Consider the following 26,183-nt stretch of genomic DNA (forward strand, 5'->3'; position numbering starts at 1 on the left):
TCAGCGCCCCGACCGCCCGGAGGCCAACGCCGCGATCACGGCCGCGATGGAGCACGCCACGGCGCAGACCGCCCCTCCCGCGCCGACGTAGAGGCCGTATTCGGCCGACACCGGCGGGTTGACGTTGAGCTTGTAGTACCACACCGTCAGCGCCACGATGAGCAATGAAATCACCAGCGCGGCAACCGAAGCGAGCCTCACCGACAAGCCACGACCCACCATTGCGCCGGCCACCAGCAGCGTCGACGCCAGCAACACGATGAGCTGGCCGGCCCCGAACCCGGCGGGCAGTTCCAAGTTCCCGTGGGCGCCTCCGATGGCGTTGGCCCAGCCCCCACCGTTGACTGCCGTCCTCAGCCACGGCAGCCACGCGCTGGCCGAAACCACCACGGCGCAAAGCGCCACCAGCCAACCCGGTCGCAGTCGGCGAGTCATGGTAGCGAGGTTAACCGACTCCGATGCCGTCCCGCGGCATCCGAGGCGTCAGGTCTGCAACGAGGACAGGTTGAAGGGGGCGCCCGTCGGATCGCTCGCGGCGGCCAGCCGGCCATACGGAGTGTCCTCGGCGTCGCGCACCACCGTGCCGCCGTTGTCGGCGATGAGCCGCAGGGTCTTGTCGACGTCCTCGGCGCCGAAGAAGATCACCCAGTTCGACGGGACGCCCTGCGGCAACAATGAGGCGCCGTCCATCACGCCGAGTAATTGCTCGTCGCCGAACCGCGCTGTGGTGTAGCGGAATTCGTCGGTGTCGGACACGGGCTGGGTCTGCCAGCCGAGGACGTCGCGATAGAAGTCGAGGGCCGCACCGTAGTCGCGCGTGGTCAGCTGGTGCCAGACCGGCGAGCCCGCCGCCCCGATGAGCTCGAAACCGCGGTGCTCCAGCGGCTGCCACAAGCCGAACATCCCGCCGGCAGGGTCGGTCGCCAGGCCCATGTGGCCCTTGGCGGGCACCTCCATCGCCATGCACACCGAACCGCCGGCCCCGGTGACCGCGGACAGCGTGGTCTGGATGTCGGCGGTGTGGAAGTAGGTGACCCAGCGGTCCGGAGACTCGGCACCGGGCCGATTGGCCATGATGCCGGCGACCGGATGGCCGTCCTTGGCGGCGTTGACGTATCCGCCGTACTCGGGCCCGGCGGATTCGAACGTCCAGCCGAAGACCGTGCCGTAGAACTGCTGGGCGCGGGCGACGTTGGATGTGGTCAGATCGATCCAGCATGGAGCCCCCAGTGGGGCGCTGTCACGGATAGGCATGGTCACCTCCTGGTGGTGTGTCCCCGGAAAAAGGGGTTCACACTATCGACTGCTACCGAGTCGGAAACTCATCGGCGCCGACCATCAGCGATGCCCATTGGTGCTCGGGTCGGATCCGGTGAACACCGCGACGAAGTTCTTCAGCGACTGGTTGATATCGCCACGCAAGGCGGCGGCGACGATCATGCCGATGGGGCCGAACAGCGCCGGGCCGCCGAGGTGCACGTCGAAGCTGACGATGGAGCCGTCCCCATTGGGCGCGATCTTGGCCATCAGCTTGACCTTGACCCCGCCGACACCGTCGCCGTCGAGCGTCATGCCCTCGGGCGGCTTGTAGCGCACCACCGTCCATCTGATCCGGTTGTGCATGCCCTTGACCTCAACGATCGACTCGACGACCGTGCCCTTTTCGATCTCGTCGGGCAATGTGCTGCGCCACACCCGGTGGATGGTCAGCCAATCCTTGTACCGGGACAGGTCGGAGGCGTGCTGCCAGGCCACCTCGGGTGGCAGCGGGACATCGATGGATCCGGAAAGCTTGGCCATGGCTCAGTTCTGCTGGTCGCCCGCGTCCGGCTCACCGGTGGCCTTCTTCGCCTGCTCCTGCACCTGGTGGATGGTGTCGGAGTACTTGCCCTGCGTCTTCTCGTCGACGAACTCGCCCGCCTTGTCGATGGCCATCTCGACCTTGTCGGCGTTCTGCGACAACAGATCCTTGGCCTTGTCCAGGAATCCCATGCGCCCTCCTTTTTCCTCGGCATCGTACTTGTCCGCTGAAACCGGCTGCCGGTGAGTTCGCTGTGGTCAGCGCCACAGCCGCGGCTGTACACCCAGCATTCTGGCCCGGATCCACCACATGGCCTCGACCGCGGCGGCGCCCAGCAGACCGATTCCCAGCGCGGTCGAGGTCACCGTGACGTCCGACGGATCCAGCAGGAACTGCTTGCGGGCCAGTGGGAGGCTGAAGATCACCACATAGGCCAGGCCCGAAGCGATTACGAGCGCCACCCGCCACCACTCGTAGGGACGTGCGACCACCGCGAGCACCCACAGCGCCGTCATCAGCAAGGTGATCAGGGCCGCCGTCGACGCCTGATCCTGTTGCTGGAAGCTGGCGTGACGACCGGGGTAAGCGACCAGGTACGAGGCGAAGGTCGCCGTCCCGACGATCAGCCCGCCCGGCAGTGCCGAGCTCAGCACTCGGCGCACGAACCCCGGCTCGGCGCGTTCGTTGTTGGGCGCCAGCGACAGGATGAACGACGGTATTCCGATGGTGAACCACGCCGCGATGGTGACGTGGATCGGCTGGAACGGATACAGCAACGGATCGGCCTTCAGCGCTTTGGAAAACAGGCATTCGATGCCCACCAACAACGCCAGCAGCACCGAATACACCGTCTTGGTCAGGAACAGGTTGGCGACCCGTTCGATGTTGCCGATCACCCGCCGTCCCTCGCCGACGACGTACGGTAGCGTGGCGAACCTGTTGTCCAGCAAGACGATCTGCGAAACGGCGCGGGAAGCCGGGCTGCCGGCGCCCATCGCGACACCGATATCGGCATCCTTGAGGGCCAGCACGTCGTTGACGCCATCGCCGGTCATCGCGACGGTGTGCCCACGCGATTGCAGGGCGTGCACAACGGCGCGTTTCTGGTCCGGCCGCACCCGGCCGAAGGTGGTGTGGGTGTCCAGCGTGTCGGCCAATTGCGCGGGTTCTGAGGGCAGTTGGCGCGCGTCCATCGTCTGGCCATGCAGCCCGAGCTCGTCCGCGACGGCGCCGACCGAGACGGCGTTGTCCCCGGACAACACTTTGACCGAAACACCTTGATCAGCAAAGTAATCCAGCGTCTCACGGGCGTCGGGACGGACCTTCTGTTCCAGGACCACGAGCGCGACCGGGGTGACGTCGCCCGGCGCGTTCGGGTGATCGACGGCCACGTCACCGGCGCCCACCAACAGGACCCGCAACCCTTGCGCCCCGATTCGCTCGGCCTGCTCGGCCGCCGCCGACGCCGGCTCGAGCAGCACGTCGGGCGCCCCGATCACCCAGTTGCCGTGGCCCTCGAAGGACACGCCACTCCACTTGGTCGCCGACTTGAAAGGTGCTGTCGCCGTGGCGGTCCAGCCGGGGGCCTCGTGATAGGTCTCGGCGATCGCGCGCATGCTCGCGTTGGGTCGCGGGTCGGCTGCGGCTAACGAGGCCAGCACGTCGGCGATCCGGTCAGGCTGGCCGGCCACGTCGAGCTCGTCGACCCGCGCGACCCGCATACCGCTTTCGGTCAGGGTGCCCGTCTTGTCGGCGCAGACCACGTCGACCCGCGCGAGACCCTCGATGGCGGGCAGCTCCTGCACCAGGCAGCGGCGCTGGCCGAGCCGGACCACCCCGACCGCGAACGCGACCGACGTCAGCAGCACCAGTCCTTCGGGCACCATCGGCACCAGGGCACCCACCGTCCGCAACACGGACTCCCGCCAGCCCGCGTGCGTGGTGAACAGCTGGGTGTAGATCGTCAGCAGGCCGGCCGGCACCAGCAGGTAGGTGATGAACTGCAGGATGCGGTTGATGCCGTTGCGGAGTTCGGATTTCACCAACGTGAACTTGCTGGCTTCCTCGGCCAGCTTGGCCGCGTAGGCGTCCGGGCCGACCTTGGTGGCCCGGTAGGCGCCGGTGCCCGCGACGACGAAACTGCCCGACATCACCGCGTCGCCAACGGCTTTGGCGATCGGGTCGGCCTCGCCGGTCAGCAGCGACTCGTCGACTTCCAGGTTCGCCTCTTCGACGATCTCTCCGTCGACGACGACCTGATCGCCGGGGCCGAGCTCGATGATGTCGTCGAGCACCACCTCTTCGGGTGACACCGCCTGCGTCCCGGATTGCCTGCGCACCAAGGGTTTCGCCTGACCCACGATCGCGAGCTTGTCCAGCGTCTGCTTGGCCCGGATTTCCTGCACCATCCCGACGACGCTGTTGGCGATGATCAACAGGCCGAACATTCCGTTGATCAGCGAACCCGTTGACAGCACGATCAGCAGCAGCACCCCCAGGATCGCGTTGATGCGGGTGAACACGTTGGCCCGCACGATATCGGGGATGCTGCGCGTCGCGCGTTTCCGTAGGGCGTTGCTCTTGCCGTCGGCAACCCGCTGCGCCACCTCGGCATCGGTCAGGCCTTTGATCACCGATGCGCTCATCGGGCGAACGTCCCCAGCTTCTCGGAGTCGTAGTACTCGAGGTTGAGGGTGTTATTGGAGAACACCGCTTTGGAAAGCGTTCCGGGTGGGGCGTTTTCGTCGGTCAGCGGGAAGGTGAAGGTGTCGCCCTCCCAATGGGTGAGGGTGACCGTCCGGTTCTTCGGGCCCATCGCCAAGTGCAGGGCGCCGTCGTGTTCGGTCACGACGGCCGGACCCCAGTAGTCGCTGGCGTAGACGCCGGCGTAGTCGCCGAGCGGTTTGGCCGGTGCGGGGTTGGCCGGGGGCTGCTTGCCGACCAGCGAGCCCACCGGATTGTTCAGCCAGCCGATCGCCTTCTGGTACAAGGGACCCCAGTCCTCGCGGATCTGGCCGTACTGAACGAGGTCCATGAATTCGGCGGTCAGCGTTTCCGGGATGCCGTAGGGCGCGCCGTTGGTGAGCGCGATGATGCCCACGTCCTCCGCGGGCATCACCACGAAGTTCGTCGCCGCCCCCAAATCGAAAGCGCCGGAATGACTGTATTCGGTGCGGCCCGAGGAATCGACCGACGCGTTGAAGCCGTATCCGTAAAACCCGGTGCGCGCCTTGGGTGTCGTCGCGGGGGCCGACACTATCTGCGGGCTGGTGGCGGGCAACAGGGCTTCCGGCGAGGCGATCCGCTGGCCATTGTGAGTTCCGTTGCTCAGCAACATCATCAGCCAGCGGCCCATGTCGTTCACCGACGAACTGACGCCGCCGGCGGGTGACTGGGGATCCGGGTCCCGCTGGAAACGGGCCTCCCACTTGTCGGCGATCTTGATGTGGTTGACCGCATGGTTGGGACGGGCGATGAAATCGGCGAAGCGTGAACTCGTCGACGTCATTCCCAGGGGACGGTAGAGCGCCTCGTCGGACAGGTCCTCCCACGATTTGCCCGCCGCGGCCGCCACCGCCTCCGCACCGGCGGTGATCCCGTAGTTGGTGTAGGCGTAGCTGATCCGGAAGGGATCCAGCGGCAGGTACCTAAGCCGCTCGAGGGTCTGACGACGGTCGTAGCCCAGGTCTTCGAGTTTGTCGCCGGCGTGGTCGGGCAGCCCGGAGCGATGCGAATACATGTCGGCGATGGTCACGTGGCTGGTGACGTAGGGATCGCTCAGCGTGAACCACGGCAGCTTGGAGGCCACCGGGGTGTCCCAGGCGACCACGTTGTCGCTGACCTCGTGCGCGATCACCGTCGCACCCACCGACTTGGACACCGAGGCCAACTGGAAGACGGTGTCGGCGTCGACCTTGTTGTCCTGCCCCTGCCCCTTGCCGACGTCCTTGACGCCGAACCCCTTGGCGTACAACACCTTCCCGCCGTGAACAATGGCGACCGCCATTCCCGGGACACCGGTGCTATTCATCAGGTCACCGACCAGCCCGTCGACCTTGGCGACGGCATCGTCGATGCGGCCGGCGGGAATCGCCAGACCGGACACCTGGTTGGGCGGGACGTCAGACAGTGTGGACGACGGCCCGGCGGTCGGCTGCACAGGGCCGCATCCCGTCAAGCCGAGCAGTACCGAGATGGCGGCCGCGGCCGCGCGTTTGGTCATGGCGCGACCTTAGCCCGGTGACGATGCGCGCCGCAGGCGGCGCGAGGAGGAGGCGGGCAATGGGCTCCAGCCCGGTGACGATGCGCGCCGCAGGAATCAGAACTGCCACCACGGGTTCGATTTCACCGGGGCCGCGAGATCGATGCGCTGACCGGGGGCGGGCACCGCCACGTTCACCCGCGCGGGCTCCGCAGCGGCGAGCAGCCGCTCGACCGGCTCCGCCCACGGGTGGGGCGCCAACCGGAAAGTGCCCCAGTGCACCGGCACCAGCAGTCCACCGTCGGTGACATCCAGGTGCGCCCGCACCGCCTCCTCGGGGTTCATGTGCACGTCGGGCCAGGCCGTGTTGTACGCCCCGATGGGCAGCAGGGTCAGGTCGAACGGTCCGTGCTCGGCGCCGATCTGCGCGAAGCTCTTGGTGTAGCCGGTGTCGCCGCCGAAGTACGCACGATGGTTCGGCCCAAGAAAGACCCACGACGCCCACAGCGTCGTATTGCGGTCCAGAAAGCGTCCCGAAAAATGCCGCGCCGGCACGCAACCCACGGTGAGCTCGTCGACCTTTGCGGTCTGGTGCCAATCGAGCTCGACGATGCGGTGCTCGGGTATCCCCCACCTGCGCAGGTGGGCGCCGACACCGAGCGGGACGAAGAACGGGGACCGCTGCGTGCGGGCCAACGCCCTGATCGTGTCGATGTCGAGGTGGTCGTAGTGGTCGTGGCTGATCACCACCGCGTCGACGGCGGGCAGCCCCTCGAGCTGAATCGGCGGCGGATGCAGCCGCTGCGGCCCGACGACGTCCGACGGTGAACACCGGTCGCTCCACACCGGATCGGTGAGCACCCGGTAGCCGTCGATCTCCAGCAGCGCCGTGGAGTGGCCGAACCAGCTGACGGCCAACCGGCTCGGATCCGAGCCGAAGACTCCCGGCGCCGTCAGCGGAATCGGCCCCCGGGGCCGGCTCCCACCCCGGTTTCCCACCAGCTCCCACGCGATGAGCCGCAGTTGCTCGCGGTCCATCTTGGTTTCCGAGGCGGCCTCGAGGTTGACGAAGGCGCCGTCGCGATAGTGCGGGGACCCGGCCGCCACCGCGGCAATCGAAGCGGGGTGGGCGCCGAGGGCATCGGGTGCACCGTGCAGCGCACGCACCAGCCAACCCCCGCCCGCCAGCGACGCCGTGCCGGCGACCAGCCGTAGCGTCCCCCGCATGGTTCGTCAGGCCCCTTGGAACTTCGGTGGCCGCTTCTCTATGCGGGCGACCTGGGCTTCGATGACGTCTTGACTGCTCCAGGCCCTGTCGAAGAGCTCCTTGTGCACCGGCCCGGCCTCTTCGATGGCGCCGTCGTCGTTGAGCACCCGCTTGGCGTGCTGGATCGCCAGCGGGGCCAGGCCGGCGATCTCGGCGGCCCAGGCCTGCGCTTCGGCGAGCGTGCCGATGCGGTTGGCCATGCCGGTCTGCAGTGCCACGTCGGCTGTCAGCCTTTCCGCGGCCAGCAACATCGCGCGGGCCCGGCCGTGACCGACCAGTGACGACAGTCGTCGGATGCTCCAGTTGTCAAGGGCCAGACCGTATTTCGACGTCGGAAACTGGAAGAAGGCGTCCGGCGCGACGACCCGGAGATCGCATTGCATGGCCAGCTGCAGGCCGGCGCCGATGGCCGGGCCATTGATGGCGCCGATCACGGGGATGAGGGTCGCGTCCAACACCTTGTGCAGCTCGATGAGCCGGTCGGGGTAGTCGGCGGCGAATGCGTCACCGCTCAGGTCCGCGCCGGCGCAGAACACCGTGCCCTGGCCGGTGAGCACGATCGCGCGCGTAGCGCCGTCGCCGGCCTTCAGCACGGCCTCGCGCAGCTCCTCGACGAGCTGGGAGTTCAACGCGTTGCGGCGCTCGGGGCGCTGCAACTCGATGGTCAAAACGGCTTCGGCCTGGTTGACACCGATCATGGCAGCCACCCTATATAGCCTCGTCACGTGAGTCGTATCACGGCTGGTCAACTACGCGATGCGGTGCTGGATGAAAAATCCTTCATCCGCTGGGATGGTGAACCGCTCGCGGTGCCGCGCAGCGCCTCCTACGCGCGAGAGCTGGCTGACGCTCGGACCGCTACGGGTCTGGACGAATCGGTGCTGACCGGCGAAGGGCGCATCGGCGGGCGCCGGGTCGCGGTGGTGGTCTCCGAATTCGGCTTTCTGGGCGGCTCGATCGGGGTGGCCGCGGCCGAACGGATCACCGCCGCGATAGAGCGTGCGACCGCGGAGGGTCTGCCGCTGCTGGCCTCGCCGAGCTCCGGGGGCACCCGCATGCAAGAGGGCACGGTCGCGTTTTTGCAGATGGTGAAGATCGCGGCGGCCGTCCGGCTGCACACCCAGGCGCACCTGCCCTACCTGGTCTATCTGCGCAACCCGACCACCGGTGGCGTGTTCGCCTCGTGGGGTTCGCTCGGCCATGTCACGCTCGCCGAACCGGGCGCATTGATCGGATTCCTTGGGCCGCGCGTCTACCACCTGCTCTATGGCGAGCCCTTTCCCGAGGGCGTGCAGACCGCGGAGAATCTGCAGCGGCACGGCGTGATCGACGGCGTCGTCCCGCTCGACGAGCTGCGCCGCACGCTGGACCGCGCGTTGACCGTCGTCGCCGATCCTGCCGGACCACTGCCCGCGCCGCCGCCGCCCGAACCGACGCCCGACGTCGCGGCGTGGGACTCCGTGGTGGCATCGCGGCGGCCCGACCGGCCCGGCGTCGGACTTCTGTTGCGGCACGGCGCCACCGACGAGGTGCTGTTGTCGGGGACCGGCCGAGGAGAGGCGGCGACCACGCTGTTGGCGCTGGCCAGATTCGCCGGCCAACCCGTCGTGGTGCTCGGCCAGCAGCGGATAGCGGGCGGCCGGGCAAGCACGGTAGGCCCAGCGTCGTTGCGCGAGGCACGGCGCGGCATGGCGCTGGCCGCCGAGTTGCGTCTGCCGCTGGTGCTGGTGATCGACACGGCGGGGCCCGCGCTGTCGGCCGAGGCTGAACAGGGTGGGCTCGCCGGCCAGATCGCCCAAAGCCTGGCCGAGCTGGTGACGCTGGATACCCCGACGGTGTCGGTGCTGTTGGGCCAGGGCAGCGGCGGGCCGGCGCTGGCGATGGTGCCCGCCGACCGGGTGTTGGCCGCGTTGCATGGCTGGCTGGCGCCGCTACCGCCGGAAGGCGCCAGCGCCATCGTCTTCCGCGACACCGATCACGCCGCCGAACTCGCTGCGGCACAAGGCATTCGGTCGGCAGATCTGTTGGCGTCCGGAATCGTCGACGTGGTCGTCGCGGAACACCCCGATGCCGCCGACGAGCCGGTCGAGTTCTCGCGGCGATTGTCGCGGGCCATCGCCGCGGAGGTGCATACGCTGCGCGGGATCCCCGCCGCCGAGCGGCTGGCAGCCCGGTTGCAGCGCTACCGCAACATCGGTCTGCCCTGAGCTTTCACGAGCAGACACACAAGCACCCTTTTCCTCGGCCTGTCGGGTGCTTTGTGTCTGCTCGCGCCAAGGTGGCGCCCAGCTCGCGCCCAGGTCGCGCCTCCCACAGCCGCAAGCAACAATCAGGCAAAATGGGCGACATGGACACAGGAGCTACTTCACCGCGGGTCTTGGTCGTCGACGACGACTCCGATGTGCTCGCGTCGCTGGAACGTGGCCTGCGGCTGTCCGGATTCGAGGTGTCGACCGCGGTCGATGGCGCCGAGGCATTGCGCAGCGCCACCGAGACCCGGCCGGACGCGATCGTGCTCGACATCAACATGCCGGTGCTGGACGGCGTCAGCGTCGTCACCGCGCTGCGCGCCATGGACAACGACGTCCCGGTCTGCGTGCTCTCTGCCCGCAGCTCGGTCGACGACCGGGTGGCGGGCCTGGAGGCCGGCGCCGACGATTACCTGGTCAAACCGTTCGTGCTGGCCGAATTGGTCGCGCGGGTCAAGGCGCTGCTGCGCCGCCGGGGCTCCGTCGCGTCGTCCTCGTCGGAAACCATCACGGTGGGGCCGCTGGAAGTCGATATCCCGGGCCGGCGTGCCCGGGTCAACGGCGTCGACGTCGACCTGACCAAGCGGGAATTCGACCTGCTGGCGGTGCTGGCCGAACACAAGACCGCGGTGCTGTCCCGCGCACAACTGCTCGAGCTGGTGTGGGGGTACGACTTCGCCGCCGACACCAACGTCGTCGACGTGTTCATCGGATACCTGCGCCGCAAGCTGGAGGCCAACGGAGGCCCCCGGCTACTGCACACCGTGCGCGGCGTGGGATTCGTACTGCGCATGCAGTAACCCGGTCGAGCGGCCATGAACTTCCTGTCCCGGATCCTGACCCGTACGCCGTCGCTACGTGCCCGGGTCGCGGTCGCGACGGCGATCGGCACCGCGATCGTGGTGGTGATCGCAGGGGCGGTCGTGTGGTTCGGCATCACCAGCGCCTGGAAGGAACGGCTGGATCGGCGCCTGGACGAGGCGGCGGGCTTCGCCATCCCCTTCCTGCCGCGCGGGCTCAGCCAGATACCGCGCGCCCCCAACGACCAGGACACCGTCATCACCGTGCGGCGCGACGGCGAGGTCAAGTCCAATTCCGACGTCACGCTGCCCCCGCTGGCCGAGGGCTACGCCGACACCCATATCAACGGCGTGCGCTATCGAGTGCGAACCCTGGAGGTCCGCACGCCACAACCGGCGACGGTGGAGGTGGGCGCCACCTATGACGACACGATCGCCCAAATCAACAACCTGCACCGCCGGGTGATCCTGATCTGCGCGCTGTCGATCGGCGCGGCGGCCGTATTCGCTTGGCTCCTGGCGGCTTTCGCGGTGCGGCCGTTCAAGCGGCTGGCCCAGCAAGCCCGTTCGATCGACGCCGACGAACGGCCGCAGGTGGCGGTGCGCGGCGCCACCGAGGCGGTCGAGGTCGCCGAGGCCATGCGGGGCATGCTGCAGCGCATCTGGACCGAACAGGACCGGACCAAGGACGCGCTCGCGTCCGCACGCGACTTCGCCGCGGTGTCCTCGCACGAGCTGCGCACTCCTCTGACCGCGATGCGTACCAACCTCGAAGTGCTGTCCACCCTGGACATGCCGGATGACCAACGCAAAGAAGTGCTGGGCGACGTCATCCGCACCCAGTCGCGAATCGAGGCCACGCTGAGCGCCCTCGAGCGGCTGGCCCAGGGCGAACTGTCGACGTCCGACGATCACGTGCCGGTCGACATCACCGAGCTGCTCGACCGCGCCGCCCACGACGCCACCCGGATCTATCCCGGGCTCGACGTCTCGCTGGTGCCCTCGCCCACCTGCATCATCGTCGGGTTACCGGCCGGATTGCGCCTTGCCGTCGACAACGCGATCGCCAATGCCGTCAAGCATGGCGGGGCAACCCGCGTCGAGCTGTCGGCGGTCAGCTCCCGCGTCGGCGTGCAGATCGCCATCGACGACAACGGACGCGGCGTGCCCGAGGACGAGCGCCAAGTCGTGTTCGCCCGGTTCTCCCGCGGATCGACGGCCTCCCATTCCGGGTCGGGCCTGGGATTGGCGTTGGTGGCCCAGCAGGCCCAGCTGCACGGCGGGACTGCCGAGCTCGAAAGCAGCCCGCTGGGCGGTGCGCGGCTGGTGCTGCGACTCCCCGGACCCAGCTAGCTGCGCTGGCTGTCAGCCGTCTCCCGAGTCGGGCAGACTGGAGCGATGGCCAACGGCAGCAAACCGACCGACAACGACACCCTGGCACACATCCGCGACCTGGTCGCCGAGGAAAAGGCGCTTCGCGCCCAGCTGCAACACGGTGACATCGACACGTCGGAGGAACATGACCGCCTTCGGCGAATGGAGATCGAACTCGACCAGTGCTGGGATCTGCTGCGGCAGCGCCGGGCACTGCGCGAAAGCGGCGCAGACCCGCGCGAGGCGGAGGTGCGCCCGCCCGACGAGGTCGAGGGTTACCTGAGCTGAGCGACCACGCGGCCGGCGTTGACGGCTTAGACGTCATCGTCGTAGGAGGCGGGCACAACGGCCTCGTCGCGGCGGCCTATCTGGCCCGGGCGGGCCTGCGGGTACGCCTGCTGGAACGGCTGGAGTGGATCGGCGGCGCGGCCGTCTCGGCGCACGCCTTCGACGGTGTCGGGGTCCGGGTCTCGCGTTACTCGTACCTGGTCAGCTTGCTGCCCAGCCGCATCGTCGATGACCTGGGCGCCCGGGTGCGCCTGGCCCGGCGGCCCTTTTCGTCGTACACGCCCGACCCCGCCACCGGCGGGCGCAGCGGCCTGCTCATCGGGGCGCCCGGAGCGACGTTTGCCGCCATCGGCGCGGCCGACGACGCGGACGGCTTCGCCGCCTTCTACCAACGTTGCCGGTTGGTGACCGAACGGTTGTGGCCGACAATGCTCGAACCGCTGCGCCGCCGCGAGGAGGCCCGCCGCTGCGTCGTGGCGACCGATCGCGCCGCGGCGGCCGCCTGGCGGGCCATGATCGAGGAACCGATCGGCAACGCCATCGCCGACGCGGTCGGCAACGACGTGGTTCGCGGGGTGATGGGAACCGACGCGCTCATCGGCACTTTCGCCCGCCTCGGCGATTCGTCGTTGACGCAGAATGTCTGCTTCTTGTATCACGTGCTCGGCGGCGGCACCGGCGACTGGGACGTCCCGATCGGCGGGATGGGCGCGCTGACCACCGCCCTGGCCACGGCCGCCGTCGGCCACGGCGCTGAAATACTCACCGGCGCAGAGGTTTACGCCGTCGATCCGAATGGCGAGGTGCGTTATCGCACCGGACAGCAGGAGCACCGGGTCCGGGCCCGGTTCGTCCTCGCCGGTGTGACGCCGACGGTGCTGGCGGAGCTACTCGGCGAAGCAGCGCCGCCAGCCGCCGCCGGCTCGCAGGTCAAGGTGAACATGGTGCTGCGGCGGTTGCCCCGGCTACGCGACCGCGCCGTCACGCCCGAGCAGGCCTTCGCCGGGACGTTTCACGTCAACGAGACCTGGACGCAACTGGATGTGGCCTACACGCAGGCGGCCGCGGGGCAAACGCCGAATCCCCTGCCGTGCGAGGCCTATTGCCATTCCCTGACCGACCCCAGCATCCTGTCAGACGACTTGCGCGGCTCGGGCGCCCAGACGATGACGGTCTTCGGCCTGCACACCCCGCACGCGCTGTTCAGCTACTCCGACCCCGACGCGCTGCGCGGCCGGCTCACCGACAAGGTGCTGACATCGCTGAATTCCGTTCTGGCCGAACCTATTCAAGGCCTGCTGCTGCGCGATGCGCAGGGGCGCCCGTGCATCGAGACGACGACCACGTCGGATCTGGAGCGCACCTTGGGGATGAGCGGCGGCAACATTTTCCACGGCGGCCTGTGCTGGCCGTTCGCCGACGATGACGACCCGCTGGACACCCCGGCGCGGCAATGGGGTGTGGCCACCGCTCACGAACGAATCATGTTGTGCGGCTCGGGCGCCCGTCGCGGCGGAGCGGTGTCGGGCATCGGCGGGCACAACGCCGCGATGGCAGTGCTCGCGTCGGGCTGACGTTGGGGGTGTACAGCATTTGCGGCGTGTCGGCGTACAGACACGCACGCTCGCGGGGCGAGAGGACTACCGCGCGTCGATCGTCGCGTAGTCGCGTTCGGTGTAGCCGGTGTAGATCTGGCGCGGGCGACCGATCTTGCTGTCGCCCTCGTCGTGCATCTCACGCCAGTGCGCGATCCAGCCGGGCATCCGGCCCAACGCAAACAGCACGGTGAACATCCGGGTCGGGAACCCGAGGGCGCGGTAGATCAGGCCGGTGTAGAAGTCGACGTTGGGGTACAGCTTGCGCTCGACGAAGTAGTCGTCGGTCAGCGCCGCCTCTTCGAGCTCCTTGGCGATGCTGAGCAGGTCGTCGTCGCCGCCGAGCTTGGCCAGGATCTTGTCGGCCTGTTCCTTGACGATGCGGGCCCTAGGGTCGTAGTTCTTGTAGACGCGGTGGCCGAAGCCCATCAGTTTGACGCCGGCCTCGCGGTTCTTCACCTTGCGGACGAATTCACCGACGTTGTCGTCGCTTTCGCGGATCTGCTCGAGCATCTCGAGGACCGCCTGGTTGGCGCCGCCGTGCAGCGGCCCCCACAGCGCGTTGATTCCGCCGGAGACGGAGGTGAACAGATTGGCTTGCGACGACCCGACCAACCGCACCGTCGACGTCGAGCAGTTCTGCTCGTGGTCGGCGTGCAGGATGAGCAACATGTCCAGCGCCCGGATGATCTCGGGGTCCGCCTTGTAGGGCTCGGCGGGCAGCCCGAACGTCATGCGCAGGAAGTTCTCCACCAGCGTCAGCGAGTTGTCCGGGTAGAGGAACGGCTGACCGACCGACTTCTTGTACGCGTAGGCCGCGATCGTCGGCAGCTTGGCCAGCAGCCGGATCGTGGACAGCTCGACCTGCTCGCTGTCCGTCGGGTCGAGGGAATCCGGGTAGTACGCCGAGAGCGCGTTGACGGCGCTGGACAGCACCGGCATCGGGTGGGCGTTGCGCGGAAAACCGTCGAAGAACCGCTTCAGGTCCTCGTGCAGCATGGTGTGCAACTGAATCCGCTTGGTGAACTCGGCCAACTGCTGCTTGCTGGGCAGCTCGCCGTAGATCAAGAGGTAGCTCACCTCGATGAACGTCGACTTCTCGGCCAGTTGCTCGATCGGGTAGCCGCGGTAACGCAGGATTCCGGCGTCGCCGTCGATGTAGGTGATGGAGCTCTTGCACGACGCGGTGTTGACGAAGCCGTTGTCGAACGTGGTGTAGCCGGTCTTCGACAACAGCGAACCCAGCGCGATGCCGTCAGCACCTTCGGTGGCGCTGACGATATCCAGGTCGGTCTCACCGCCCGGGTACTTCAGAGTGGCGGTGTCGTCGGTGTCGGCCACGAGAACCCCTTCGCGCTTCCGGATGATATGGCTGCCCCTGACTTGGTGCTTACAGCTGAAGGTAGTCGTTATGGCGGCGCGGCGCCCGTCCGGGGTGGGGTCTGCTGGTCATGTCAGCAGTCGGCGCGCTACGGCTGCAGGCGCTCGACGCGATCGCCGCTGACCCGGATGCGGTTATGCAATCGGTTTTCCCGCCCCTGCCAAAACTCGACCACCTCCGGCGCGATGAGATAGCCACCCCAGCTCGGCGGCACCGGAACCTGCTCGCGATCGGCGAAGCGCGCGCTCACCTCCGCCAGCCGGCTGAGCAGGCCTGCCCGCGAGGCGATCGGTTGCGACTGATGCGATGCCCAGGCGCCCAGTTGGGACCCGCGCGGCCGCTTGGACCAGTAGTCCTCGGTGGCCTGCGCGGTGACCTTGCTCACCGGGCCGCGGACGTGGACCTGGCGGCCGAGTTGGTACCAGGGAAACGTCGCCGATGCGTACGGCGTCGCGGCCAGATCGTCCCCCTTGGCTGAGTCATAGTTGGTGAAAAAGGTGATTCCGGTCTCGTCAACGCCTTTGCACAACACCGAGCGGCTCGCCGGCCTGCCGTCGGCGGTGACGGTCGCCAGGACCATCGCGTTGGGCTCGGCGACACCCGACCGTTCGGCGTAGGCGATCCAGCTGCGCAACAACGAAACCCAACCGTCGTCCAGCCAGTCCGCGTCGAGATCTGAACTGCCGTCCTTTTCCGCCGATCCGTATTCCACACGCATTCTGTGCAGGTGCTCTTTTCGGCGCTCGGGGTCTGGTCCTGCCATCGCCTCAACGCTACCGGCGGTTGCTACCGGCCGGTAGCGTCCGCCCGAGCGCGGGGTGCGAGAATTTTCGGCATGACTGTGGTCCCCGAAGACTTTGTCCCCGGCCTCGAAGGCGTGGTCGCCTTCACCACCGAGATTGCCGAACCGGATAAAGACGGCGGCGCACTGCGCTATCGCGGTGTCGATATCGAAGACCTGGTGGGTCAACATGTGACGTTCGGCGACGTGTGGGCGCTCCTGGTCGACGGCAAGTTCGGCCACGGGCTGCCGCCCGCCGAACCGTTCCCGCTGCCCATCCACACCGGCGACGTGCGCGTCGACGTGCAGGCGGGTCTGGCGATGCTCGCCCCGATCTGGGGGTACAAGCCGCTGCTGGACACCGACGACGCCACCGCCCGCAACCAGCTGGCCCGGGCATCGGTGATGGCGCTGTCCTACGTCGCGCAGTCCGCGCGCGGCATCTATCAGCCCGCCGTACCGCAGCGGGTGATCGACGAATGTGAAACGGTCACTGCCCGTTTCATGACGCGCTGGCAGGGCGAGCCGGATCCGCGCCACGTCGAAGCGATTGACGCTTACTGGGTTTCGGCCGCCGAGCACGGCATGAACGCCTCGACATTCACCGCGCGCGTCATCGCCTCCACCGGCGCCGACGTGGCGGCGGCGCTGTCGGGGGCGATCGGCGCGATGAGCGGCCCCCTGCACGGCGGGGCGCCGGCGCGGGTGCTGCCGATGATCGAAGAGGTCGAGCGCACCGGCGACGCGCGCGGCCTGGTCAAGAAGATCTTGGACAGCGGCGACAAGCTGATGGGTTTCGGGCACCGGGTGTACCGGGCGGAGGACCCGCGAGCGCGGGTGCTGCGCGCCACCGCCGAGCGGCTGGCCGCGCCGCGTCACGAGGTCGCCGTCGCGCTGGAGCAGGCCGCCCTCGCCGAGCTGCGTGAGCGCCGCCCGGACCGGGCCATCGAGACCAACGTCGAGTTCTGGGCCGCGGTCATTCTGGACTTCGCCCGGGTGCCGGCAACCATGATGCCGGCGATGTTCACCTGTGGGCGCACCGCGGGCTGGTGCGCCCACATCCTCGAGCAGAAGGGGCTCGGCAAGCTGGTCCGGCCGTCGGCCATCTACGTGGGCCCCGCTCCGCGCAGTCCCGAATCCGTCGAGGGTTGGGACCGCAGCCTCACCAACGCCTGAGGCCTCCCTGGTTGTCGGTACCCGGCGATTTAATGGTCGCCGTCGCGATGAGTTTGCGTCGCCGACGCAGTCATAAGTCGTGAACCTGCCTTAAGCGGGCAGGCAACGGAACCGACAGCAAGGAGAACCAGCATGGCAATCAAGATCGAACCCGCACTGTCCCCGCACCTCGTGGTCGACGATGCCGCCGCGGCAATCGACTTCTACGTCAAGGCTTTTGGGGCCGAGGAAATAGGGCGCGTGCCGCGTCCGGACGGCAAACTGGTGCACGCCGCGCTGCGCATCAACGGCTTCACGGTGATGCTTAACGACGACTTCCCGGAGATGTGCGGTGGCAAGTCGATGACACCGACATCGCTGGGTGGCACCCCGGTGACCATCCACCTCACCGTCACCGACGTCGACGCCAGCTTTGCGCGGGCGCTGGACGCCGGTGCCAGCGTGGTGGCGCCGTTGGAGGATCAGTTCTGGGGTGACCGCTACGGCGTGGTCGCCGACCCGTTCGGTCACCACTGGTCATTGGGGCAGCCGGTCCGCGAGGTCAGCATGGAAGAGATCACGGCGGCGATGTCCGGGCAGGGCGCCGGTTAGCCGAGCAGCCTGTCCAGCAGCCGGCGTCGCTGCGGCGGCGCCGGCTGCGCGGTCCCTGCCGCCGCGAGCATCGCCGCGACGTCGGTGAACTTGTTGCGGGGGCGGCCGTCGCCGCCGCGCGCGATTTCGGCGGCGTCGATGGCACGCCATCCCGCCGCGTCGACGGCGTCGGGTTGCCGCGCGTGCACCAGGGCGGTCAGCGCCTCGGGCTTGGCCGCCGAGTCGGTCAGCGTGCCGGCGTTGAAATCGGCGACCAGGGCCTGCACCGTCTGAAAGGAGCACGACTTGTTGGTCCCGATGAACCCGCTCGGCCCCCGCTTGATCCAGCCGGCGACGTACGCGCCGGGCACCGCCGCGCCGGAGACGGGGTCGACGACGCGCCCCCCGTCGTTGGGCACCACGGCCGACGATTCGTCATAGGGAAGATCACGAATTGGCTTGCCGCGGTAGCCGATCGACGTCAACACCAGACCCGTATTCAGGCGGCGCACCGCTGTCGTCCTTGGCAAGGTGCCGGTGACCGAGAACTCCACACCGGTCGCGCGCTGCTCTCCCAGCACCCGATTTGGGGTAAGCCGGTACGCCAGCCTGATCCTCGGGCGTGACGCCGGCGCCGAAGCGTCGCCGAGCGTGCTCAAGATTTCCAGCTTGTTTTTCGTCAAGGCATCCGACGCCGCCGCGAGATCGGCCGCGACCAGCTCGTGGTCGGCCGCGCTGAGCACGAGCTCGGAGCTGCCGGTGAGCCCGATCAGCTCGGGCAACGTGAACGCCGACTCGGCGGGGCCGCGCCGGGCGGCAATCACCACCTCGCGCACCGCCGAGTCGCGGAATGCCGCCAGCGCGTGGTCGGCGATATCGGTGCGGGCCAGGTCGTCGGGGTCCGCCGTGAGTATCCGGGCGACATCGAGGGCGACGTTGCCGTTGCCGATGATCACCACCCGCTCGTGGCTGAGATCGACTGGCAGATCGGCGAATTCAGGATGCCCGTTGATCCAGGCGACCAATTCGGTCGCGGTCCCCGTACCGGCCATACCCATGCCCTCGATGTCGAGGCGACGGTCGTCGGGCGCGCCGACGGCGTACAGCACGGCGTGATGGTGAGCCAGCAGGTCGTCGTGGCTGAGGTGCTTGCCGATTTCGACATTGAGGTAGAACCGGAAACGGTCATGGCCGGCGACGCGGTCGAAGAGCCGGGTGACCCTCTTGGTGTTCTGGTGATCGGGCGCCACCCCGGCCCGCACCAACCCGTACGGGGTGGGCAACTTCTCAAAGACGTTGACGCACACGCCATGCTGGGTGAGTAGTTCGTCGGCGGCATACATCGCCGCCGGCCCCGATCCGACGATGGCCACGGTCAGCGGCCGGCGGCGGGCCCGCACTTCGGCGGCGGGGATGACAGGGGCCAGCTTCGAGGTCGGCGGAAGCTTCTCGCCCTCGGGCCGTTTCGGATAGAACGACGCGTTGATCTCGACGAAGGGCAGCTGCTTGGCATCCAACTGAGTGTCGGGCGCGATGGCACCGACGGGACAGGCGCTCACGCAGGCACCGCAGTCCACGCAGGCGTCCGGATCGATGTAGAGCATCTCCGCGGTGGCGAAGCCGGGCTCGTCCGGTGAGGGGTGGATGCAATTCACCGGGCATGCGAAAACACAGGACCCGTCGTTACAGCACGACTGGGTAATAACGTGCGGCATGAAACCTACAAACCGGACTCGTTATGCGGCCGGCACCGCGGCCAGGTGCTGGCGTTGCGGTTCGCTGCGATAGCGCGAGGGCTTGCCGTTGATCTTGCACAGCCGCCACATCAGCCTCGCGGAACGCGTCTCCATCAGGCCGGTGTCATACGCCAGCATCCGCACGTCGCCGAACATGTCACTGAGCCACTTGCGCGATTCCGGCGACCGGAAGAACAGCTCCTTCTTGACCTCACGGGGGATGTCGAACTCGTGCCAGAAAGCCTTGGGCGGCACGACAATTGCCCTGCACAACATCTTCATGGTGAGCGGCAGATACAGTGCTGTCCAAAATCGCTGCCTCGCGGTCAATTCGGGCAACCGCCTGCGCAGGAATTCGTGCGCGAAGGAGATGTGTCGCGCTTCCTCGGCGACGTGAATCGCCATCACCCGCTCCATGATTGGGTGCAGCGTTTTGCCTTCGCGCAGAACGTTTTTCTGCGTGTGGTCAATGGGTTCCTCGCCCGCGAGCACGCCGATGAAGAACGCCACCGGCAACGGCCCGGCCACCAGCGGAACCAGCGGCGAAAGCCACTTGAGCATCCGCGGCATGCCCGGCACGTCGGCGCCGATCCGGTTGACCATCTCCTGGAACATCATGGTGTGGTTGCACTCTTCGACCGACTCGTGCAGGCAGTAGCGGTATTCGGGCGACCCGTTGGGCACCCAGAACGTGTAGTTCATCAGGCCGCGGATCAGGATGGATTCGAAGTGCAGGCCGACCTTGGCCACGTTGGCCTGCCGCCACATACCGATCTTGATCTGACGCTCTTCCGGCTGCGCCTGGTACCAGGGATGGCGGCCCAGCGGGTCGGTCGACGGCAGAATCCACCGCGGATCGTTGTCGGTGACGGCGAATTCCGGTGAGTCCCAATCGATGTCGGTGTATGGGTTGAAGTTGCGCCGCACCGACCCCTCGGACAGCGTGGCAAGCATGTTGACGTAGTCAGCGTCGTCGCGCACTTCCATGTTGCGGCGCCAACGCCGGACCAATCGCGTCCTAGCCATATCTAGGCCTCCTCAACGAGGTTTACATTTGGACGTGCTATGTCCAGACAGTACCGGAGGTACCGGATATTTCCTAGACCCCTCCGGCGCACTGTGACCTGACCAGTGGTCATCGATTTTGTATGCCCTGGATCACAGCGGGTGAAACGCTCGGCGCACCCCGAGCAGGCTTTTTACCGTGGCGGCGAGCACCCACGGTCGGCCCGCCGCCTCGCCCGGCCAGGGCGGCTCACTACCCTGATGAGCATGGCTGACCAGCTCGAGATCCCCGCTGACATCAAACCCCGCGACGGCCGCTTCGGGTGTGGCCCGTCCAAGGTCCGGCCCGAACAACTGCAGGCGCTGACCACGACAGCGGCGCCGCTGTTCGGAACCTCGCACCGGCAGGCGCCGGTCAAGAATCTGGTGGGCCGGCTTCGGTCGGGGCTCGCCCAGCTGTTCTCGGTGCCGGATGGCTACGAGGTCATTCTGGGCAACGGCGGCGCGACGGCGTTCTGGGACGCCGCGGCGTTCGGTTTGATCGACAAGCGCTCGCTGCACCTCTCCTACGGGGAATTCAGCTCGAAGTTTGCCTCCGCGGTGGCCAAGAACCCCTTTGTCGGCGATCCCGTCGTCATCAAGTCGGATGCGGGTAGCGCGCCCGAGCCGCAGAGCGATCCCTCGGTGGACCTCATCGCCTGGGCGCACAACGAGACCTCGACCGGCGTCGCGGTGCCGGTGCGCCGTCCCGCCGAATCCGGTGACGCTTTGGTCGTCATCGACGCGACGTCCGGTGCCGGTGGCCTGCCCGTCGACATCACCGAGACCGACGCCTACTACTTCTCGCCGCAGAAGAACTTCGCCAGCGACGGCGGCCTGTGGCTGGCCGTCATGAGCCCCGCCGCCCTGGCCCGCGTCGAGTCCGTCGCCGCATCCGGGCGCTGGGTCCCCGACTTCCTGTCGCTGCCCATCGCGGTGGAGAACAGCCTCAAGGACCAGACCTACAACACCCCGGCGATCGGCACCTTGGCGATGATGGCCGAGCAGGTCGACTGGATGCTGGGCAACGGCGGGCTGGACTGGGCCGTCAAGCGCACCGCGGAGTCCTCGGGCCGGCTGTACTCGTGGGCCGAAGAGCGGGCCTACACCACCCCGTTCGTCGCCGACCCGGCGCTGCGCTCGCAGGTCGTGGGCACCATCGACTTCGTCGCCGACGTCGACGCTGCAGCCGTGGCGAAGATCCTGCGGGCAAACGGCATCGTCGACACCGAGCCGTACCGCAAACTCGGCCGCAACCAGCTGCGGGTCGGGATGTTCCCGGCGGTGGATCCCGACGACGTCAGCGCCCTCACCCAGTGCGTCGACTGGGTGGTCGAGCGGCTTTAGTCCGGTGCCGACGCCGCCCGGCACGGGCGGCCGAGGAGGCGGACGAATAGACACCGAACGCCGGGCCAATCGGCGCGTGCCCGCCCAGCGTGTCAGCACAGATGATGGGCGGTCGCTGGACTAAAGTGCGCCGTGACGGGTCCGTCGCTGACCTGCACGGAGCCTGCGAGGAGATAGCCATGCGGGAACTCAAAGTGGTTGGGCTCGATGCCGACAGCAAATACGTCATCTGCGAGAGCGAAGATCCCGCGGAGCAGTTCACGCTGGCGGCCGACGACCGCCTGCGAGCCGTTCTGCGCGACGCAGCCCAGGACCCCGAACAACCGCAGCTCGAGATTGAAGTCACCAATATGCTCAGCCCCAAGGAAATTCAGGCCAAGATCCGCGCCGGCGCGTCCGTCGAGCAGGTCGCCGCGGCGTCGGGCTCGGATGTGTCCCGGATCCGCCGCTTTGCTCACCCCGTGCTGCTGGAACGGTTCCGCGCCGCCGAGCTGGCAACCGCCGCACACCCCATGCTGGCCGACGGTCCCGCCGTGCTGACCCTGCTGGAGACCGTCAGCTCCGCCTTGGTGACGCGGGGGCTCGACCACGACAAGCTCAGTTGGGACGCTTGGCGCAACGAAGACAGCCGCTGGACGGTGCAGCTCGCGTGGAAGGTCGGACGGTCCGACAACCTCGCGCATTTCTGCTTCGTTCCAGGCGCCCACGGCGGAACGGTCACCGCCATCGACGACGCGGCCAGCGCGCTGATCGATCCGACCTTCGAGCGTCCGCTGCGACCGGTGGCGCGGGTGGCCCACGTGGACTTCGAAGAGCCGGCGAAGCCGCCTGTCGCGGAGGCGCCGGTACCGGAGCCGGACGAAAAGCCTGTGCACACCCGCCGGGGCAAGCCGGTCATCCCGGCGTGGGAAGACGTGTTGCTCGGCGTGCGCTCGGCCGGGCAGCGGTAGGGCCGATGATGGCGACCCGCTTCGCCCGGCTACGCCGCGCTCGCGATCACCACTAAGACCGATGATGGCGACCCGCTTCGCCCGGCTACGCCGCGCTCGCGATCACCACTAAGCGCGACCCGCCGCCGCCAAGGCGAGCAGCGCGACCCACGCTCCCGTCACACCGACCCCGGCGCCCAGCACGAACCAGCGCAGAACCGGGGTGCGCCGCCACCCCCACAGGGTCGGCGCCAGTCCCCCGGCGGCCACGACGTTGAGCCCGACGGCCAGCAGCGGGTGCACGCGGACCAACCCCAGACTGAGCACCACGATCGCCGCGGCGGTGACAGCCGCGACGAACGCGGTCACCGTCAAACCCGTTGCCCAGGGCACGGACTCGTCTTTCACCAGCCGAAGCCTAGCCTGACCGTTCATCGGTGCCTTTCGCCGTCGCGTGGCCCACGCTGTCACCCAGCCGGGACCGCTCGTAGAACGCCAGGGCGGCCGCGGTTGCGACGTTGAGCGAATCGGTCCCCCGCGACATCGGGATGCGGACCCGCACATCGCTCAACCGCAAGGTGGCCGGCGTGAGCCCGGGACCCTCGGCGCCCACCAACACCGCGACCCGGTCGTCGTGCGCGGCCGTCATCGCCTCCGCCAGCGGGCACGCCGTGTCCTGTGGAGTCATCGCCAGAAGCCGAAATCCGTTCTCCTTCAACGTCATCAGCTCGGCGGGCCAACAGGTCACTCGCGCATACGGCACCAGCAGCGCGTGGCCCATCGACACCCGGACGGCGCGCCGGTACAAGGGGTCGGCGCACCCGCTGCCGAATATCACCGCGTCGACGCCGAGCCCTGCCGCGTTGCGGAAAATCGAGCCCAGGTTCTCGTGGTCGTTGACCCCTTCGAGCACCGCGACGGTGCGGGCACCGTCGATCACCTCGGCGAGGGTGGGCTCCGGTGCCCGTCGGGCGGCCGCCAGCACGCCGCGATTGAGGTGAAAGCCGACCACCCGCGCCATGACGTCGGCGGAGGTCCGGTAGAACGGCACGCCGCTGCCGGCCAGGTCGTCTTTGAGCTCGCAGAGCCGACGGTCGGTGCCCAGCAGGGCATGCGGGCGGAACCGGGACGCGAGCATGCGCTGCACCACCAGCACGCCTTCGGCGATCACCAGCCCTTTGCCCGACGGCAGGTCGGGACGGCGATCGACACTGTTCAGGTCGCGGAAATCATCGAGCCTCGGGTCGGCGGGGTCGTCGACGTCGTGCACAGTGCCGGCATCGGCTCCGACGCTCACGGGCTTTCGTCGACCAACGCCAACATCAGATCGGCCGCGCTGCGCAGGATGTCACGTTGGTCGGCGTCCAGCGTCGACAGCCGCTTGGCCAGCCACTCCTGCCGGGCGCGACGGTTGGCCTTGACCAGCTCCGCCCCCGACTCGGAGACCGAGACGAGCACCTGCCGGCCGTCGACGGGGTGCGGCGCGCGGTCCACCAGACCCATCTCGGCCAGCGAGGCGATCACCCGCGTCATCGACGGCGGGCGGACCCGTTCGCGAATCGCCAGGGCTCCGGGCGTCATCGGGCCTTCGTTGGCCAGCATTGCCAGCGCCGACAGCTGGGACAGCGACACCGGCGACGACGGGTTGCGGAACCGCAGTTGGCGGGCCAGCCGCATAACAGCCAGTGACAGGTCGCTGGCCAGCCGCGCATCGCTGTCAGGCATGGCGCGAGGCTACACGGGAAGCTGAGAAACCGGGACACCAACCGGGTGTTCACCACACCGCACGGAATTTCATCGAAACGCTTAGCTGCGCGCTCATCCCGGTCTGCTCGGGGATTTTCGATCACCCATTTCGGCACTCGGGTGGGCCACGCGCCCGCACCGGCGGCGGGCTATGTTAATCGCGATGTCCGCCGAACCTCGCCACAACCGCGCGGCGCCGCCACTGCCGGCGGTGCTGGTGCACGCGTGGCCGTTCATCGCGCTCGGAGCGCTGGGGTGGGTCATCGCGGCGGCCGCTGCGTTCCTGGTGCCCTCCCTGCACGGTTGGCGCCCGGTGACGCTGGCCGGGCTGGGCGTGGGGTTGCTCGGCACGAGCATCTTCTTGATGCAACTCGCGGCGGCTCGTCGCGGTGCGCGCGGCGCGCAGGCCGGACTCGAGAATTACCTCGAACAATAATGATTGGCTGAGCTGTTGGAGGACCGATGGTAGCCCCGCTATTGCAAGCGCATGTCGACATCAACGCACCCGTTGCCAAGGTCTGGGAATTGATCTCCGATCTTCGCCGAATGCCGGAGTGGAGCCCGCAGTGCCGTTGGATGAAGCCGTTCGGCCCGGTGCGTCAGGGCACCCGCACCCTCAACCTCAATCGCCGCAACCGAATGTTCTGGCCCACCACCTGCACGGTGGTCGAGATCGTCCCGGATCGAAAGCTCGCGTTCCGCGTCGACACCAACAACACCATCTGGAGCTATGAGCTCGAACCCAGCGGGGAGGGCACCCGGGTCATCGAGAGCCGCCACGCCGAAAACGGTGTCACCGCGTTTTCGAACCTGTCGGTCAAAGCGCTCTTCGGCGGCACCGACAACTTCGAGCACGAATTGCTCGACGGCATGAACGCCTCATTGGCGCGCATCAAGGCCGCCGCGGAGCAAAGCTAGTCCGGCGTCTCGGTCTGCGGCTCGGACTGGGACTCCTGCTCGGATTCCGGCGTCTCGGTCTCGGCTTCCAGCGGTTCGGTCACCGACTCCGGCTCGTCTTCTGACGACTCCGACGGCTCGGCTGGCGCGGTCGGCTCGACCGGCGGCTGGGTGACGTCCAGCATGCCGTCGTCATAGGGCTCGTACGCGGGTGACCCGGTGCCCGCCGGCGCCGGAGTGTCCGAATGCGCACCGCAGCCGTACTGCTTGTCGACGATGTGCCCGTCGGCCGACAGCTCATTGCCGCAGACCCCGAACATCGCCCCGAGGGAACCCGACAACGGCAGGAAGAAACCACAGTCGCGACACACGCGCTTGGTGGATCGCGCCATCGGCGAGTCGGGACCGTAATCGCCGGTGCGCCACCGTTCGGCCGTCTCCGCGCGGCCCTCGCCGCTCATCACCCAGCGTCGACCCAGCCCGATCTCGGCGGCGGTCTCGTCGACCTGTGGGTCACCGCTGGCGGTGTAGCCGGGAACCAGCCGAGGATCGTCGGAGGCGGGGGCCAACAAGTCCCCGGGGCTCAGGTCGCCGGGCCGCACCCGCTGCTCCCACGGCACCCATTCCGGTGCCAGCAACGCCGTCGGCCCCGGGACCAACACCACTTCGCTGACGGTGGCGTGATCGGCCCCGGGATACGCGGCCACGACGACGGCCCACTGCCACCCCTGGTAACCGGGGAGATGCGCCAGGAACCGGTGGGTGGCGGTGTTCGGGTCCTCGTAACTGACGCCCAGGTAGTCACCGAGCATCTCCGGCCCGCTGAATTCCACAACGGCGGCCTTGGCCTGGTCTGCCGCGCCCGTGAGCACCGCCGCCACCCCGTCGGGCCACTCGCCCGCGGTCGCCACGGAGGATCCCTCGACGGGTCTGGTCACGCTGTCTTCTGTCTGCATTGCGGTTCCAATACTAGGTTGACGAGCCACGCCCCGTTACCTGCA

General features: G+C 68.1%; 27 protein-coding genes. 11 read left to right on the top strand and 16 right to left on the bottom strand.

Annotation, left to right across the window (positions count from 1 at the left end):
* The 8 genes from A5775_RS24095 to A5775_RS24130 all read right to left on the bottom strand — a co-directional run bounded on the left by A5775_RS24095 (position 1) and on the right by A5775_RS24130 (position 7,967).
* Positions 1 to 435 (bottom strand): hypothetical protein, encoded by a 435-nt coding sequence (locus A5775_RS24095; protein ID WP_067258329.1) that lies wholly within the window; start codon positions 433 to 435, stop codon positions 1 to 3.
* A 48-nt stretch (positions 436 to 483) separates the two neighbouring features.
* Positions 484 to 1,254 (bottom strand): VOC family protein, encoded by a 771-nt coding sequence (locus A5775_RS24100; protein WP_067258607.1) that lies wholly within the window; start codon positions 1,252 to 1,254, stop codon positions 484 to 486.
* 84 nt (positions 1,255 to 1,338) lie between these two features.
* Positions 1,339 to 1,800 carry an SRPBCC family protein gene (locus A5775_RS24105; RefSeq protein WP_067258332.1) on the bottom strand — a complete coding sequence of 154 codons (462 nt, stop codon included), beginning with the start codon at positions 1,798 to 1,800 and terminating at the stop codon, positions 1,339 to 1,341.
* A 3-nt stretch (positions 1,801 to 1,803) separates the two neighbouring features.
* Positions 1,804 to 1,992, bottom strand: a complete 189-nt coding sequence (locus A5775_RS24110; RefSeq protein WP_067258336.1) for an antitoxin — start codon at positions 1,990 to 1,992, stop codon at positions 1,804 to 1,806.
* Positions 1,993 to 2,058: 66 nt separating this feature from the next.
* On the bottom strand, positions 2,059 to 4,446 hold the full coding sequence (locus A5775_RS24115) for a cation-translocating P-type ATPase (RefSeq protein WP_067258341.1): 2,388 nt from the start codon (positions 4,444 to 4,446) through the stop codon (positions 2,059 to 2,061).
* Positions 4,443 to 6,023: a serine hydrolase gene (locus A5775_RS24120; RefSeq protein ID WP_067258344.1), complete on the bottom strand. Its 1,581-nt coding sequence runs from the start codon at positions 6,021 to 6,023 to the stop codon at positions 4,443 to 4,445. The genes A5775_RS24115 and A5775_RS24120 overlap by 4 nt, the downstream gene beginning before the upstream one ends.
* A gap of 96 nt (positions 6,024 to 6,119) precedes the next feature.
* Positions 6,120 to 7,229: an MBL fold metallo-hydrolase gene (locus A5775_RS24125; protein WP_067258348.1), complete on the bottom strand. Its 1,110-nt coding sequence runs from the start codon at positions 7,227 to 7,229 to the stop codon at positions 6,120 to 6,122.
* 6 nt (positions 7,230 to 7,235) lie between these two features.
* Entirely contained in the window at positions 7,236 to 7,967 is a 732-nt protein-coding gene (locus A5775_RS24130) for an enoyl-CoA hydratase (protein ID WP_067258352.1), read from the bottom strand.
* A gap of 27 nt (positions 7,968 to 7,994) precedes the next feature.
* On the opposite strand from A5775_RS24130, the gene A5775_RS24135 reads away from it, so the two are divergent.
* The 5 genes from A5775_RS24135 to A5775_RS24155 all read left to right on the top strand — a co-directional run bounded on the left by A5775_RS24135 (position 7,995) and on the right by A5775_RS24155 (position 13,554).
* A complete protein-coding gene (locus A5775_RS24135) occupies positions 7,995 to 9,476 on the top strand; it encodes a carboxyl transferase domain-containing protein (protein ID WP_067258356.1) in 1,482 nt (493 codons plus the stop codon).
* Between the two features lie 131 nt (positions 9,477 to 9,607).
* Positions 9,608 to 10,318, top strand: coding sequence for a two-component system response regulator PrrA (prrA, locus tag A5775_RS24140; RefSeq protein WP_067258360.1), 711 nt, complete (start codon positions 9,608 to 9,610; stop codon positions 10,316 to 10,318).
* Positions 10,319 to 10,333: 15 nt separating this feature from the next.
* Positions 10,334 to 11,671, top strand: coding sequence for a sensor histidine kinase KdpD (locus tag A5775_RS24145; RefSeq protein WP_067258363.1), 1,338 nt, complete (start codon positions 10,334 to 10,336; stop codon positions 11,669 to 11,671).
* A 45-nt stretch (positions 11,672 to 11,716) separates the two neighbouring features.
* Complete coding sequence (locus A5775_RS24150) at positions 11,717 to 11,980, top strand: DUF2630 family protein (protein ID WP_067258610.1); 264 nt, start codon at positions 11,717 to 11,719, stop codon at positions 11,978 to 11,980.
* Complete coding sequence (locus A5775_RS24155) at positions 11,977 to 13,554, top strand: NAD(P)/FAD-dependent oxidoreductase (protein ID WP_231995262.1); 1,578 nt, start codon at positions 11,977 to 11,979, stop codon at positions 13,552 to 13,554. Before A5775_RS24150 ends, A5775_RS24155 begins: the two co-directional genes overlap by 4 nt.
* A gap of 66 nt (positions 13,555 to 13,620) precedes the next feature.
* On the opposite strand, the gene A5775_RS24160 is transcribed toward A5775_RS24155, so the two are convergent.
* Together A5775_RS24160 and pdxH are read right to left on the bottom strand one after the other, a co-directional pair.
* Positions 13,621 to 14,916: a citrate synthase gene (locus A5775_RS24160; RefSeq protein ID WP_067258367.1), complete on the bottom strand. Its 1,296-nt coding sequence runs from the start codon at positions 14,914 to 14,916 to the stop codon at positions 13,621 to 13,623.
* Positions 14,917 to 15,044: 128 nt separating this feature from the next.
* A complete protein-coding gene (pdxH, locus tag A5775_RS24165) occupies positions 15,045 to 15,719 on the bottom strand; it encodes a pyridoxamine 5'-phosphate oxidase (protein ID WP_067258371.1) in 675 nt (224 codons plus the stop codon).
* A gap of 72 nt (positions 15,720 to 15,791) precedes the next feature.
* Between pdxH and A5775_RS24170 the strand changes: the two genes are divergently transcribed.
* Complete coding sequence (locus A5775_RS24170) at positions 15,792 to 16,913, top strand: citrate synthase 2 (protein ID WP_067258374.1); 1,122 nt, start codon at positions 15,792 to 15,794, stop codon at positions 16,911 to 16,913.
* Positions 16,914 to 17,045: 132 nt separating this feature from the next.
* Positions 17,046 to 17,504 (top strand): VOC family protein, encoded by a 459-nt coding sequence (locus A5775_RS24175; protein ID WP_067258379.1) that lies wholly within the window; start codon positions 17,046 to 17,048, stop codon positions 17,502 to 17,504.
* On the opposite strand, the gene A5775_RS24180 is transcribed toward A5775_RS24175, so the two are convergent.
* Together A5775_RS24180 and A5775_RS24185 are read right to left on the bottom strand one after the other, a co-directional pair.
* Positions 17,501 to 19,198 carry a 4Fe-4S binding protein gene (locus A5775_RS24180; protein WP_067258382.1) on the bottom strand — a complete coding sequence of 566 codons (1,698 nt, stop codon included), beginning with the start codon at positions 19,196 to 19,198 and terminating at the stop codon, positions 17,501 to 17,503. The genes A5775_RS24175 and A5775_RS24180 overlap by 4 nt on opposite strands.
* 21 nt (positions 19,199 to 19,219) lie before the next feature.
* Positions 19,220 to 20,245 (bottom strand): diiron oxygenase, encoded by a 1,026-nt coding sequence (locus tag A5775_RS24185; RefSeq protein ID WP_067258386.1) that lies wholly within the window; start codon positions 20,243 to 20,245, stop codon positions 19,220 to 19,222.
* Between the two features lie 246 nt (positions 20,246 to 20,491).
* On the opposite strand from A5775_RS24185, the gene serC reads away from it, so the two are divergent.
* Both serC and sepH read left to right on the top strand, forming a co-directional pair.
* On the top strand, positions 20,492 to 21,610 hold the full coding sequence (gene serC / locus A5775_RS24190) for a phosphoserine transaminase (RefSeq protein WP_156660834.1): 1,119 nt from the start codon (positions 20,492 to 20,494) through the stop codon (positions 21,608 to 21,610).
* A gap of 179 nt (positions 21,611 to 21,789) precedes the next feature.
* The gene (gene sepH / locus A5775_RS24195; protein WP_067258393.1) at positions 21,790 to 22,560 is read left to right on the top strand and encodes a septation protein SepH; all 771 of its coding nucleotides are present in this window, start codon (positions 21,790 to 21,792) and stop codon (positions 22,558 to 22,560) included.
* 108 nt (positions 22,561 to 22,668) lie between these two features.
* Here the strand turns inward: sepH and A5775_RS24200 are convergent, their stop codons facing one another.
* Genes A5775_RS24200 through A5775_RS24210 form a run of 3 tightly spaced genes read right to left on the bottom strand, consistent with a single transcriptional unit; the run spans position 22,669 to position 24,264 of the window.
* The gene (locus tag A5775_RS24200) at positions 22,669 to 22,974 is read right to left on the bottom strand and encodes a DUF2537 domain-containing protein (protein ID WP_067258396.1); all 306 of its coding nucleotides are present in this window, start codon (positions 22,972 to 22,974) and stop codon (positions 22,669 to 22,671) included.
* Positions 22,958 to 23,836: an RNA methyltransferase gene (locus tag A5775_RS24205; protein ID WP_067258399.1), complete on the bottom strand. Its 879-nt coding sequence runs from the start codon at positions 23,834 to 23,836 to the stop codon at positions 22,958 to 22,960. The genes A5775_RS24200 and A5775_RS24205 overlap by 17 nt, the downstream gene beginning before the upstream one ends.
* Complete coding sequence (locus tag A5775_RS24210) at positions 23,833 to 24,264, bottom strand: MarR family transcriptional regulator (protein ID WP_067258402.1); 432 nt, start codon at positions 24,262 to 24,264, stop codon at positions 23,833 to 23,835. The genes A5775_RS24205 and A5775_RS24210 overlap by 4 nt, the downstream gene beginning before the upstream one ends.
* Positions 24,265 to 24,448: 184 nt before the next feature.
* Between A5775_RS24210 and A5775_RS24215 the strand changes: the two genes are divergently transcribed.
* On the top strand, positions 24,449 to 24,721 hold the full coding sequence (locus tag A5775_RS24215) for a DUF2530 domain-containing protein (RefSeq protein WP_067258404.1): 273 nt from the start codon (positions 24,449 to 24,451) through the stop codon (positions 24,719 to 24,721).
* Between the two features lie 26 nt (positions 24,722 to 24,747).
* Positions 24,748 to 25,203, top strand: a complete 456-nt coding sequence (locus A5775_RS24220; protein ID WP_067258407.1) for an SRPBCC family protein — start codon at positions 24,748 to 24,750, stop codon at positions 25,201 to 25,203.
* On the opposite strand, the gene A5775_RS24225 is transcribed toward A5775_RS24220, so the two are convergent.
* Positions 25,200 to 26,120 carry a DUF3027 domain-containing protein gene (locus A5775_RS24225; protein ID WP_156660836.1) on the bottom strand — a complete coding sequence of 307 codons (921 nt, stop codon included), beginning with the start codon at positions 26,118 to 26,120 and terminating at the stop codon, positions 25,200 to 25,202. The two genes, A5775_RS24220 and A5775_RS24225, sit on opposite strands and share 4 nt — an antisense overlap.
* Between the last annotated feature and the right edge of the window lie 63 nt (positions 26,121 to 26,183).

Source organism: Mycobacterium sp. 852002-10029_SCH5224772 (assembly GCF_001667315.1).
GTDB lineage: Bacteria > Actinomycetota > Actinomycetes > Mycobacteriales > Mycobacteriaceae > Mycobacterium.